Consider the following 12,930-nt stretch of genomic DNA (forward strand, 5'->3'; position numbering starts at 1 on the left):
TTGTTGAGTCGCTCAATTGACCCGGAAGTGGCCGCTTATGCGTTCCTTGATGAACTGGAAGTCGAAGATTACAGGCAAATCGACCCACAACTCTTTGCCGAATGCATCGGCTTAAAGGTCCGAGCGGTGAAATTGCCAGGGCTCGATGGATGTTTAATGAGGCTCGGCAAGCACGGAACCATCCTTCGTAATAGCCTGGTTGATTATCCTCCTCGGGTCCGATTCACCATCGCGCACGAGCTAGGACATTGGTTTCTGCATCCCAACCACAGCCAGGACTATCTCTTCGAAGAAAATGCCCTTGCGAGATACAAAAGGAGCCAAGTGGAAGATGAGGCAAATACCTTTGCCGGGGCACTTCTCATGCCGAGAAAGTGGTTCGGGAAAGGTCTCGTGAACATTCCACCGCTCGTTCAGCCAATCATCGAACTCGCAGACAAATTCGATGTTTCGATAATGGCCGCAACGAAACGATACATGGATTTGACGCTGATGCCCTCAGTGGCAATCTCCTCAGACGGAGAACATGTGCGGTGGACATGGCCGTCCAATGGAGCCAAGGTTTTCATAAGGGCCGGAATGGAAATCGACCCGGACAGCACAGCCTATGATTGTCAAGACACGCCAGAACAAGCAACCCGAATCGGTCCAGTAAAGAGCACCGGTGATATGTGGTTTCCCAATCCGTTCAGCGATGACGAAGTGCTCATTGAGGAGCAGTCATGTCGGCTCAACCAAGACATCGTTCTTACACTAGTTCGAATCATATAAAGAAGTAGTTTCAATCTTTTGTGAAAGCGGTTCCTGGTTCAAGCTGTAAGGGACTGCGTACCTATGGAAATTGCTGAAATCTGCCTATAGCCTTATCGAACTACTGGCGGAATCATCATCATGGGCGGCTTTTCGACAAGGCGTTGCCGTAAGAATGAGGCCATATACTGCTGGCTCGGTTCCCAGTGTAGGAGTCGGCTGTGGCGCATCGTGGCTCCGTCGAGGGGCGAGAATCCGACATATCGGTCGATGCTCTTCGTCGTCTTCTCAACCCGGATGTCGTTCGAGAGTACGACCCAGAAGGGAAGTCCGGTGCCGATCTGCGATGCACCGAGCGTCTCGGTGACGATACGCAGAATGGGCAGATAGTAGAAGGGGCTTGCCGCGACGGTCATAACGAGAGTGATTACGAATTTCACGTCGTCCGGCGTCTTGAGGGGTAGAAGGAGCACCAAGACCAGACTAGCGGCAAACCCGAGGATGGTGGACGCGGGTCGTACACCCTTGACCACGATATTCACGATCCCGCGAGCTAGCGCGACGCCAGCCAAGGCCAACGGCGCCCGGAGCATAAAGGCGTTCCAAAAGCCGAGAACGCCGACCGGCATCAGAGTCATTAGGTTGATGGTGGCAAAGATAAACGCCGCGGTCCAGACACACCCGTCGATCGTGCCCATCCACCGCAGGAATTTGAAGGCAAACCCCCAGAGGTACACCCAGATGTTGGCCTCGTCGAACGCAGAACCCAGCAGGACTACGTTTTCGCTCGATGGGAGCCTCAGGTTGTAGTCGTCGAGGTTGTCCCTTCCCGAACGCAGATAGGCGAGACGGAACAGGATGGTGACCACGAAGAGGCCGAACGCCTTGATGGCGGCCGTTCCGGGTGGATCGGAGACGGAGAACGCCAGGAAACCCAGGAGGGGAGCGAGTACCGACTCGACGACGCCCAATACCGCTCTCTTCAGAGATTTTGGAGGCGTATCGACCCACATGAACGGCGTGGAGACGCAGACAAGGCCATCCATCCTCGGCTTGCCTTGCTTCCAAAGGTTCCGCTCACACATGAGGGCGACGGTTCCGCCGTGGCTGTGGGCGATCACGAAGACTTGGTCGTACCGCTGGCGAAGCTCGTCGATTTTTTCCTCCAGAATCTGAGATCCTTCTTCGCGGGCTCGGTGAGAGTTGTTAAGGTTAAGAATGGCTCTTCTTGGCCACCGAATCTGGTGGATATCGGCGCTCGTCAGCCCTAGTTGGGACCCGAGAATTGGCTCGATCGAACGCGTATCGATGCTATTAGCAAATGTGCCATGGACGAAAATGACGGCAACTCTCCCCACAATGACCGACCCGTGGGGCGATGATAACACGAATCCGAATCTGCAGGGCAGTTTGGCGTGCCGATGGACCCAGTACTATCTTTTCTTATTCGCCGCCATCTTGGCCCGAATCTCCTCCGCCGCTTTCACGACCTCAGTGTCATGCTTACTGAGGGTTAGCTCTTCGTCCAAGTACTTGTTGGCAAGGTCGTTTTGACCATCGAACGCGTACAGCAGGGCCAGATTCTGGCGAGGCGAAACGAAGTCCGGCATGATATCGATACAGGTCAGGTACGCCTTTTCGGCCCCCACATAGTCACCGATCTCTTCGAGCGTCGCTCCATACGGGAAGATGATTTGGGGGTTATTCGGTTCCCAAGCCATCGCCAGTTCGAAGCAGTCCTTTGCCCGTTGCCACATCTTTCGCTTCATGAAGAAGAGCCCCCGGCGGGTGTGCGCATAGCTCATCGCCTCGCGGGTTAGGCGGTGCTGATGTCCATTTGGTTTCGAGAACATTTCGGGATGTTGCGCCATGAATTCATCGTCGGCCTTTAGGACTTCGTCATTCGTCGTCGGTCGTTCGAGCAACTGGACGAGGTACCCGTGCGGCAGGCAGTAGTCAGCTAGCCACGGGCAGGTTCCCGCCGTGAACTCGGTGAACAGCGGTCGGTGGCGAATCTCGTCGTCCGACACGACATAGGGCAGGGAAATCGGGTTCTGAGACGGCGTGGTGATGCACTTCGTCATGAAAGTCTTCTTCATTTCCAGCGTCCACTTCGAGGAATTCTGCGCGGTCAGGCCGTTTTGCGGCATACCAAACGTGAAGTACATGCCAGGCGCGAGGTGATTGGCAAAATGCTCGTAGCCAACAATGTGCGACGCGTCATCGGTAAAGGTCGAGAGGATCGCGTTGTCTGGAAGACCAGCTACGTAATCTTTGGCGTAGTCCACCGGCGCAATGTAGTTGCGCATGGTCTCTTGCGACAGATGGAATGGGAACGTACCGGCCAGGCCTAGAGCCGCAACCGAGAGTCCGCCGACGCGAATTTTGTCCGTGACCTTGTGACGCATGTCCAAGAGCCAGACGGCTCCCATTGCGCCAAGCATCGAGAGTCCCATGTAGATCGGGATATGCCAGTCGCGAACGCCGTAGAAGCGGATATACATGAGGTCCATGCCCTTCTGATGAAGGTGTCCCAAGAGCATGAGGATGCCGTAGGGAACGATGAGCATGAGGATCCATGAGAGCGGACGTCGGGCTCGGCGGAAGCCGAGAACGAAGCCGAAGACGGCCAAAACCGTGCTAATCGCGCCCATCTCACCGAAGAGGTTGTAGCTTCGAAACCACTCCTTGATGAAGCCGGTCGGAGCGGCGGTGAATGGCCGCGTATCCCATTGCTGGCGCGTCACGCTGAACACAAAATTCTGCCATGTGTTGGGGTGTCCCCAATTCATCACCGGGTTGGCGTGCGATCGAATTGGAAGGTAGATGAAGACGAGAAGACCGGTCAGTACGCCCCCGATTCCGCACAGCACCGACTTCCAAATCTTGACTTCCTTGCGCTTCTGGATGACCGGAAGCAGGAAGAGAAAACCGAGGATGACCTGGCTGGGGTGGTTGCCGACGGCGAGACCCCACAGCAGGCCCATCAACCAGTACCACTTGGCTTTGGGGTTGCCTTCGTTGGTCTGGATAACCAACAAGATGGCGGCCATGATGGCGGTCATGAGCGTGTACTGCTCGGCGATGAACGATTGCTCGAGGAAGGCACCCGTGCCCATGACGCTGAGCGCGGCGATGATGGCTGTCAGCCAGCGAATGGGATTGGCTCGGTCGCTGAAGTGTCGGAACACGAAGGCACCGGCAAAGGCCACCGTGATCGCGCCACAAAAGGCACTGAACAGGTTAGCCGACCTTGCGGCTTCGGCTCCGAAGGTGAACAAACGAAAGATGAGGTTGAGGATCATCCACGTCGGGGCACCGGGAGAGTGGGGAAGTCCGGCGCTGTACACGGCCAGCGAGAACTCACCGCTATCGTGGAACGAGACGGCTGGGGCGCAGTTGTATGCCAGGATGGGGAACGCGACGGCGAAGAGCGCGACCGTTACCCAGACGGCGGGAATGGACTCAGCACGATCACGCGTGCGAGTCCGAATGGCGGAAAGACCTCGAACCACACTTTAGGTTTCGGCAGGTTCGCGGGAATCTGGAGAAATTACCAGGTTGAACTTTGGTCTTCAGGGTTTGCAGAAATGCTGATAACTCCCCTCCGGTTCGCTTCGTGTTGCTCGCTTACCGACTCCCCGCTGGAGAGTAGCATGGTTATAACCTTCTGCCAAGTTTGGATCCACAAGTTCATTCAAAATCATTTCCAAGGGCACATTGAACCTGGTTTGGTGCGGACCGAAGGTACGAAATCGCTACTCTCCAGCGGGGAGTCGGTGAGCACAGCGAACTAGAGGGGAGAAGGTTGATACTACTTCGCCATCTGATAGAACCTGATGAAGCTGGCGTTCTTGCCGCCCTGCTCGACGCTGATCGTGGCCTTCTGGAAGTCGGCGGCGGTTGCCTCCTGGATCTTGCAGAACTTGTTCGGGTTGCGGTCGGCGATGGGGAACCAGTCGCTTTGAACCTGAATCATGATGCGATGGCCCTTCTTGAAGGTGTGCATCGTCTCATTCATCTTGAAGGCGACCTTGGTCACCTCGCCAGGCGTGATCGGCTTGGGGTTCGAGAAGCTGTCGCGGAACTTGCATCGGAAGATGTCACTTCTGACCATCATTTGGAAGCCGCCTAGCTTCTTGTTCGGGTCGGTAGCGGATACGTCTTCGCTATCCTGCGGATACTCATCGATCACCTTCACGACGAGGTCACAGTCGGTTCCCGTGGTCTTGATGAACATGTTCGCGTCGATCTTGCCGACGATCTGCGTGTCGCGGTCCAGGACCGCCGACCGGTAGGTCAGCACGTCTGGGCGAGTCTCGAAATAGCGCTGGTCGTAGATGAGCCAGTCACGCGGCGCGTTGCGGCTTTCGTTGTAGTTGGCCAGGTACGGCGTCGGGTTCGACGGATCGTTTTCATACGACGACTCGCTCGATGCGCCATCAGGTACCGACGTCAGCATCTTGTTCGCCCCTAGATACAGCGAGAATGGCGAAAGGTTCTTGGGCGGCCACACGTCGAATTGGTGCCATTTATTGGCCCCGGTTTCGAAGATGTTAGCCTCGGCGGGAGCGGGGATGTTCTTGTTGTTGAGGTACTTCTCGAAGAAGGGAAACTCGATGTGCTCCTGGTAGTAGTCGCCAGTGTTGGAGCCGAACGACACTTCGCCGAGCACGTCTCCGGTGCGAGTGAAACCGCCGTGATACCACGGGCCCATCACAATGAAGTTGGGTGTCTTGTTATATTTCTCGCCCGCCTGATACAGGTTGAGCGCGCCCCACATGTCTTCCTTGTCGAAGAATCCGCCGACGGTAAGCACGGCGCAATGGACGTCCTTAAAGTGATCGGGCAGAGATCGGTCCTTCCAGTACTGATCATAGGTGTCATGCGAGACCATCTCGTTCCAGTAGGGAATCAGGCCGCGGTAGTACTTCTTTTCGAGGTCGGCGATGGGGCCGGCGTCCAGATAGAACTGGTACCCGCTCTTGCCTTCGCGGTCGATGACCGGTCGTTGGCCACCCCGGGGAACGTCGAAGAAGGTCGAGAAGTCGAACGACTCTTGCAGATACAGCGCGCCGTTATGGTGGCAGTCATCGCCGATGAACCAGTTGCTGACCGGAGCCTGAGGTGAAACCGCCTTGAGCGCCGGATGGGTGTGGATGGCCCCGACGCCCGCATAGAAGCCAGGATACGAGATGCCCCAAAGGCCGATGTTGCCGTTGTTTTTGGGCACGTTCTTGACCAGGAATTCGCAGGTGTCCCACGTGTCAGTAGCTTCGTCGACCTTCTCTTTGCCTGTCTTCATCGGTCGAACGTTGACAAAGTCACCCTCGCTCTTGCCCTTGCCGCGCACGTCCTGATAGACGTAGATGTAGTTCGCTTCGGCCATCCATTTGTTGCGGATTCGCGGTCCACCTTGAAGCGAGCCAGCCCCATAGCATGTGCGCTCCATGATCATCGGCGACTTGCCGTCAAGCGCCTTTGGCACCCAGGCGATGGTGTATAGCTTCACGCCATCGCGCATGGGGATGTTGTACTCGTAGCCTTCGTACTGGTCGCGGTAGTTGGGCCGCTGTTGCCGCTGAGCGCAAGCGGAAGAAACGATTACTAAAGTCGCGAATGCTAAGGAGAACGGTTTCACTGAGGGGAATCTTACAGGATTTGGCCCTCGAGGTGGTGCAAGAATTCAACTTTCGGCCTCGTCGGACGTATGTTCAAATGGGACCGTCGGCGAAAGAACCGACAGCCGATGAGTTCGCGCAACACCTATACTGGAGCCAATCATGATGCTGATTCTCGCCGTCGCGATGCAGATTTCCAACCCGCCTGCCGTTCAGAAAGCGGAAGGTGCGGTGTTCGCAGTCAACACGCCTGACCAACGCGCTTACGGCTTTGCGATCGGGAACGGCAAGTACTTGATGACCTGCGATTATGTGGTCGGCTCGGACTCCAAGATTACGATCCACGACGGAAAGAACAAGGACTTCTTTGGCTACCTCGTCTTTCATGATGCGAAGATGAATGTGGCGGTGTATCGGATGGACCACACGGTTTCTCGTTCCTTAACGATTTCCGCCGAACCGCTTCCCGTCGGTAAACGGTTCTACGCGATCGGGGGTGGGTTTACGTTTCAAAGCACCCTCAGCGGCATTCGCCAGGATAATGGCCGATCGATTATTCAAATCAAAGAGCCGATTGGGCCTCAGCTACCCGGCATCCCGATCCTCGATGCGAAAGGAATCGTACTCGGCATGGTTCAGCCGATCAAGACAGATTCTGACAAGAGCGACTATGGCTTGGCGGCCTCCGACCTTGACAAGGTTCTCCGTCAAAACGCTGGTCCCGCCCAACCGACCACGTTTGTCGGTAAGCTTGGTCGGGTCGCCGAGGCCACCCGCGTGGCCGAATTGCCCGATCTAGACTCCCGAACCTATTTCGTGGCCAGCCAAGGGCAGTACCTCGTGGTCGACGACTACAACAACGAGTTCATGAAGGTTCTCCTGCCGAACGGCACGTACGGCTACATCTTGGCCGCTATGGTGACGATCGAGAGTCCTACGCTGACGATGGGCACTCCGGGCGTGGCGAACGGGTACGAGGTCCTGCGGGTGGTGAACACGTTTGATGCGTCAACGCTCCACGCAACGACAAATGAGGCCGATTGGCGCAAGGAATGCGCCCGGTTTGTGGCTTTGGTGTTCTCGACGGCGGGGCGAGAAATCTCAAACGACCTCGACGTTCAGCTCGACATCGGGCACGACGTGCCAACGGCGGACGACCTTCAAGCCGGTGATCGGCTGTACTTCGGGCAGAAAGGAAAGTTGATGGCGGCGATCTACCTCGGCAACGACCAGTACATCTCGGTTGGTCGAGATGGGAAGCTGGTCAAGGCGAACTTTTCGGGCGACTCAGCCAAGCCGTACTTTGCCGCTCGGCATTAGGAACGGCGTCGTTTCTTAGTCCGTGCTTAACACAACCACGTGGAACACTCAGCAGAGTCTTAAGCATGTGCCGGGCCACGCGCCTAGACGAACAGACCGGCACCTAGTTCAAGCCGCAGGTAGAACTAACAACTATGACTGAATACGATTCAGCAAAGATTGATGTTGCCTACGAGAGGTATGACAAAGAGGTTCGAGCCGGGAATTATGATTCGGCGGGCGAAGAATTGTTGGCTACTCTCGTGTCGATTGGAGGTTGTGGCGAAATTGCACTGGAAAGGCTCCGAACAACGAAAGTCTTCGTCGAAGGGTATCTATACATATTTCTTATGCTCGTAGATGACGATCGGTTTATTGGCGAATTTTCGAAATACTTCAACCACCCAAATAGCGACATAATTGCAGCCACATTTAAGGCCCTTGCGCAAAGGGCACAGGCTAGCGACCAGGTTTTGGAGCAGGCTTGTAGCGTGATGCTTTGGTCACAAAGGTCCGAACTATGCAATATATCAGCGATTGTGACGTTCCAAAAACTGAATTTGAGTGTTCCAAGTTTCCTCGCATCGCTAGGCCCAAATTCTTCGCAGCTGCGAAGTGAGCTTAAAGCATCTGGATTACCAATAGTCCAAAACAAGCGATTCACTTGGTGATCCAAGTGGACCTTAGGTTTAACTAGCCGGCACTCCGAAAATGAGGCTCACAAGGCACCTAAACATGCCACGACAGCTAGTTGGCACTAGCTGATGTACGAGCCATTCTGCATCAGCAATCGCTCGGTCCAGCGCTCGATGAGGTGCATATTTGGTTCGTCGACTTCGCCATCCTTATACCGGCGGATGAACGCTAGCAGGGTAGTGCCCTCGATATTCATCACGAAGCTGGGGATATGGGACCCTGACCCAATCAGGATTTGGGTCATTGGGTCCGTCCGAATAAGCTCGACACTCTCAAATCCGACTTCGCGGATTGAGTTGTTGAACCATGTCAGCGGCTGGTGATTGAACTCGCCCGTTTTGGTGTTGAGGGTCCACACGTAGTGGTTGTCCTCCAGGAAATAGTGCCCGGCGAGAATGGACGGCAAGCCGGGCATGTCTGCAACGATTCTGCTTCGATCGAGGCAAGGGAAATAAGTGGAACCCTCCAGGTCCTTCAGGTGAACGGCAGTCACATGCTGGTCGATTTGCGACCGGCGCACGATGTAGAACATCGGGACTCCATCATTTGTGCACGTAAACGCGCAAGCCTCACGATTGCAGAAGACCAAGTTCGTATAGCGAGGCACGATCAACACCGCCGCGTGGTCCGACTTTCGAACCAATACGGTATCCGGCACCTTGCCATGCTCGACGGAAGTCCAGGCGTACCCCTCGGGTGCGTCCCATTGACCCGCTCCCCACGGAGCGAACCGCGGCGATCCGTCCAAAATCGACTGGAGCCTCAGCTCCTGCGATTTCGTCATGAATTTCGAACTCAGTACATTCGAATGCATTGGGTTCAGTATAAATTTGACTTATGCCAAACGTTTGAAATTTGGGCCTTTCCCGGTAAGAAACAAGCATTCCTCCCTGGGGAATCGTTGAAATTCAAGCCTTTCGAGTGTAAGATGGGCATTCCTAAGACGCCATGAAGCACAAGTTTCGTGAGAACCTGACCGGCTACCTTTTCATTTCGCCCTGGCTCATTGGATTCTTTGTGTTCACGCTGTACCCGTTCTGCCAGTCGTTCTATCTCAGCCTCACGCGATACAACATCATCCAGGATCCGAAGTTCATCGGCCTGGCCAACTACCGCATGATGCTGTTCCAGGACGACTTGTTTTGGAAGTCGCTTTGGGTGACGATCAGGTTCGCGCTCGTCTCGGTACCGGTGGTGCTCGTGACCGGCGTTTTGCTGGCGCTTCTGCTCAACATCAACGTCAAGGGCATGACGGTCTTCCGCACCATCTTCTACCTGCCGTCCATCGTTCCCGCCGTCGGCACCACCGCGATCTTTATGTGGATTCTGAACCCACAGGTCGGCCTGGTCAACAAGATTCTCGCTTGGTTCGGCGTGCAGGGTCCGGTTTGGCTGAACGACCCGCAGTGGTCGATGTGGAGCCTGGTGCTGATGGCGATGTGGGGCGCGGGAGGATCGATGGTGATCTACCTGGCTGGCCTCAAGGACATCCCGCAATACCTCTATGAAGCGGCGACTCTGGACGGCGCAAGTTCGCTCACCAAGACGCGCGTCATCACCTTGCCCATGCTCTCGCCAGTGATCTTCTTCAACCTGGTGATGGGCGTTATCAGCACATTTCAATACTTCACGCAGGCGTTCATGATCTCGAATGGGTCGGGCGGACCGGAAGACAGCACGCTGTTCTATGCCCTTTACATGTTCCAGCGGAGTTGGAAGTACCTCGACCTCGGCTACGGAAGCGCGATGGCGTGGGTGCTGTTCGTGATCATCGTGGCGATCACGACCGTGATCTTCCGAACTCAGCGAAAGTGGGTGCACTATGGACGCTAAGCGATTGATCGTACGAGTAACAGTGGTCGCCGCATTGGCGGCCGTCGGCTACGGCTTGGTGACGGCCAAGATGCCGGGTAAGACTCTGCCGGGTCGCACCAAAGTCGTGTTTTGGCACCGCTGGGGTGGCTATTGGGAGAAGATCGTCGACAAAATCGTCGATCGGTTTAACCAGTCGCAGACGGAGTACGAAGTCGTTCCCTTGTTCGTGCCGTCGTCGGGAAGCGAGACCAAGTTCATGCTCTCGACTATCGGGGGTGACCCGCCCGACGTGATGTCGATGGGTTCGGACTCGATCCCCTCCATCGCCGTTGGCGGACTGCTGACCGACCTCGAAACCCTCATGACGCCCGAGGAACGCGAGTACTTCCACCGAGTGCCGTACCCTGGCGTTCGGGAGTGCGGACAGTTCCGAGGAAAAACGTACGGCATTACGATTGGGGCCGATCTCATGGCGTACTACGTGAACGCTGACGAGCTTCGGGCTGTTGGCGCTGACCCCGACAAGCCGCCGAAGACGTTCGAGGAACTGGTCGAGCTCGGCAAAAAGCTGACGAAAAAGGACGAGAAAGGGAACATCATCCGCATGGGCTTTAGCACTGGCGATCTGATGACTCAGTCCATCGCTTGGGGCGGAGGATTCTACGACGCCAAGACGGACAAGCTGACCATGGATACGCCCGAAAACGAGGCGGCGCTAACCGCCCTGGTGGAGCAGAGGAAGACGGTTGGGTATGAAAACGCCCAGCGGTTCTGGTCGTCGCAGAACACCGGCTCTAGCACTGGCGCATGGTCCTTCATTCCTGGCGCGGTGGCGATCACTTACGACGGTCAATGGCGAGTGGACGAGATCCACCGAGCCAAGCCAGACATGGACTACCGAATCTGGCCATTGATCCCGCCCGCTGGCGGCAAACCGTATGCGGGCCTGCTCGGCGGAAACTACATGATCATTCCAACCTCGGCGAAGCAAAAGAAGGGGGCGTTCGAGTTCGTGAAGTTCTGGAGCGGATTGACCCACCCCGAGCGAGCGGCCGAGTTCTACAAGTGGGGTGGCTGGGTACCGCTCTCGCCGGACGTGGCCAAGGCGCCGATCTATCAGGAATTCCTGAAGGACAACCCGCAGTTTAAGACGTTCATCGACATTCTCAGCGGGCCAAACTGCCATTCCAAGCCGCCGATCGGCTACCTGCAGTACTACATGGACCAAATTTCGCGGGTCGAGGATCAGGCGTTGCGGGGCTCGGTCACGCCCAAGCAAGCCCTTCAGCAGTTGCAAACAACCGTTGACAACGAACTTCGGAAGCGCAAGGAGCTTGGCTTTGACGACTGACGGACGGACGAGCCTACCGAAGTATCAGCGCGTGTTGGTGTACACGGTCTTGGTCCTGCTGTGCATCCCGCCCCTGCTTCCGCTCCTCTGGATGATCAGCACATCGCTGAAGGACGACACGCAGATCTACACCACCTCGGGCACGAGCACGACCGCGTTTAGCATCACCAGTTTGATCCCGAGCCCAGTCCATTGGAGCAACTATCCGCAATCCCTGCAGTCGATGCCGTTCTTCGTGTACCTGCGCAACACGCTCATGCTATGCTTCTTGACCGTCATCGGAAGCGTGGCCAGCAGCGCGGTGGTGGCGTACGGGTTTGGTCGCATCCAGTTCAAGTATTCGGGTTTCTGGTTTGCGGTGATGCTGGCGACGATGGCCCTGCCGGGGCAGGTCACCATGATTCCGATCTTCTCCATGTTCCGGTCGCTCGGCTGGTACGGAACCTATTTGCCGCTTGTCGTGCCAGCGTTCTTCGGTGCGCCATTCTTCATCTTCCTGCTCACGCAGTTCTACAAGACGCTTCCCACCGAATTCGCCGAATCGGCCAAGGTGGACGGAGCGAACGAATGGACGATCTTCGTCCGCCTGATTCTTCCGCTTAGCCGACCGGCGTTGGCCACCTGTGCGCTATTCGCTTTCCTGGGTGCCTGGAACGACTTCTTTGGCCCTCTACTATACATTAGTGATCCGAGTAAGTACACTTTGGCTTACGGGTTAGAGCAGTTCGTGAGTAATCACTACACGAACTGGGAACAGCTCATGGCGGCTTCGGTGATGTTCACCATTCCCATCGTGGTGTTGTTCTTCTTCGCCCAGAAAACCTTTATTCAAGGAATTGCAACGACAGGCGGCAAGTAGTGGGGTCGAATCAATACATTGTTCGAAGTCCGGATGGGCGGGAGTACGGTCCTGTCGATTTGGTCACGCTCCAGCAATGGGTTCAGCAGGGAAGAGTCACTCACGATACCAAAGTCCGCAACCTCGGTAACGGCATGCTCCTGATGGCGAGCAATATGCCGGAGCTCGACGGGCATTTTGCCGCTCTTTACCCTCGCCAGCACGCGGCCATCACCTCGGGAATGCTTTACGCAGGGAACCAGGCACCCGTCGCCGATCATTGGGAGGATTACAAGTTCGTCTTCATCATGAGCGTGTTGGGGCTCGTGCTTTCGCTCGCCATTGGCTGGTTTTCGATTGTCTTCTGCATTGTGGGAATGGTGCGGGCCTGGAAGGCAGCGAAGGAGCAGAAGCCGATGTCCGGCTTAGCGTTTACCATTGCCCTCTTTTGCATGTTCGGCGCAATTGCGATTCCGTTTCTGATGGGCTTTTGGATTGAAAGCGTCCTCAAGAGCTTTCTCCATATTGGAAAAGCGTCGGACAAATAGGTTTTCCGGGTT

11 protein-coding genes are annotated in these 12,930 nt (G+C 55.9%); 7 read left to right on the plus strand and 4 right to left on the minus strand.

Annotated features, from left to right (window positions below):
• Positions 1-771, plus strand: coding sequence for an ImmA/IrrE family metallo-endopeptidase (locus GC165_13125; GenBank protein ID MBI1333809.1), 771 nt, complete (start codon positions 1-3; stop codon positions 769-771).
• 92 nt (positions 772-863) lie between these two features.
• On the opposite strand, the gene GC165_13130 is transcribed toward GC165_13125, so the two are convergent.
• The 3 genes from GC165_13130 to GC165_13140 form a co-directional block, all read right to left on the minus strand.
• Positions 864-2,138, minus strand: coding sequence for a hypothetical protein (locus GC165_13130; GenBank protein ID MBI1333810.1), 1,275 nt, complete (start codon positions 2,136-2,138; stop codon positions 864-866).
• 45 nt (positions 2,139-2,183) lie between these two features.
• Complete coding sequence (locus GC165_13135; GenBank protein MBI1333811.1) at positions 2,184-4,265, minus strand: DUF2723 domain-containing protein; 2,082 nt, start codon at positions 4,263-4,265, stop codon at positions 2,184-2,186.
• A 299-nt stretch (positions 4,266-4,564) separates the two neighbouring features.
• A complete protein-coding gene (locus GC165_13140) occupies positions 4,565-6,391 on the minus strand; it encodes a CocE/NonD family hydrolase (GenBank protein ID MBI1333812.1) in 1,827 nt (608 codons plus the stop codon).
• A gap of 142 nt (positions 6,392-6,533) precedes the next feature.
• Here GC165_13140 and GC165_13145 point away from each other — a divergent pair, with 142 nt between their 5' ends.
• Both GC165_13145 and GC165_13150 read left to right on the plus strand, forming a co-directional pair.
• On the plus strand, positions 6,534-7,691 hold the full coding sequence (locus GC165_13145; protein ID MBI1333813.1) for a hypothetical protein: 1,158 nt from the start codon (positions 6,534-6,536) through the stop codon (positions 7,689-7,691).
• A gap of 134 nt (positions 7,692-7,825) precedes the next feature.
• Entirely contained in the window at positions 7,826-8,341 is a 516-nt protein-coding gene (locus tag GC165_13150; protein ID MBI1333814.1) for a hypothetical protein, read from the plus strand.
• Between the two features lie 86 nt (positions 8,342-8,427).
• On the opposite strand, the gene GC165_13155 is transcribed toward GC165_13150, so the two are convergent.
• On the minus strand, positions 8,428-9,180 hold the full coding sequence (locus GC165_13155) for a hypothetical protein (protein ID MBI1333815.1): 753 nt from the start codon (positions 9,178-9,180) through the stop codon (positions 8,428-8,430).
• Between the two features lie 134 nt (positions 9,181-9,314).
• Here GC165_13155 and GC165_13160 point away from each other — a divergent pair, with 134 nt between their 5' ends.
• From GC165_13160 to GC165_13175, 4 genes are read left to right on the plus strand one after another with little or no spacing between them, the layout of a single operon-like run.
• Positions 9,315-10,199, plus strand: a complete 885-nt coding sequence (locus GC165_13160) for an ABC transporter permease subunit (GenBank protein MBI1333816.1) — start codon at positions 9,315-9,317, stop codon at positions 10,197-10,199.
• The gene (locus GC165_13165) at positions 10,189-11,532 is read left to right on the plus strand and encodes an extracellular solute-binding protein (GenBank protein ID MBI1333817.1); all 1,344 of its coding nucleotides are present in this window, start codon (positions 10,189-10,191) and stop codon (positions 11,530-11,532) included. Before GC165_13160 ends, GC165_13165 begins: the two co-directional genes overlap by 11 nt.
• Positions 11,486-12,391 carry an ABC transporter permease subunit gene (locus GC165_13170; protein ID MBI1333818.1) on the plus strand — a complete coding sequence of 302 codons (906 nt, stop codon included), beginning with the start codon at positions 11,486-11,488 and terminating at the stop codon, positions 12,389-12,391. The genes GC165_13165 and GC165_13170 overlap by 47 nt, the downstream gene beginning before the upstream one ends.
• Positions 12,391-12,918, plus strand: coding sequence for a hypothetical protein (locus tag GC165_13175; GenBank protein MBI1333819.1), 528 nt, complete (start codon positions 12,391-12,393; stop codon positions 12,916-12,918). The genes GC165_13170 and GC165_13175 overlap by 1 nt, the downstream gene beginning before the upstream one ends.
• Positions 12,919-12,930: the final 12 nt, after the last annotated feature.

Source organism: Armatimonadota bacterium, from assembly GCA_016125185.1.
Lineage (GTDB): Bacteria > Armatimonadota > Fimbriimonadia > Fimbriimonadales > Fimbriimonadaceae > Fimbriimonas.

What these genes read in the sequence shown, in the direction of transcription:
- GC165_13145 (MBI1333813.1), top strand. Translation starts at nt 6,534, where the DNA reads ATGATGCTGATTCTCGCCGTCGCGATGCAGATTTCCAACCCGCCTGCC.
- GC165_13165 (MBI1333817.1), top strand. Translation starts at nt 10,189, where the DNA reads ATGGACGCTAAGCGATTGATCGTACGAGTAACAGTGGTCGCCGCATTG.
- GC165_13150 (MBI1333814.1), top strand. Translation starts at nt 7,826, where the DNA reads ATGACTGAATACGATTCAGCAAAGATTGATGTTGCCTACGAGAGGTAT.
- GC165_13155 (MBI1333815.1), bottom strand. Translation starts at nt 9,180, where the DNA reads ATGCATTCGAATGTACTGAGTTCGAAATTCATGACGAAATCGCAGGAG.
- GC165_13160 (MBI1333816.1), top strand. Translation starts at nt 9,315, where the DNA reads ATGAAGCACAAGTTTCGTGAGAACCTGACCGGCTACCTTTTCATTTCG.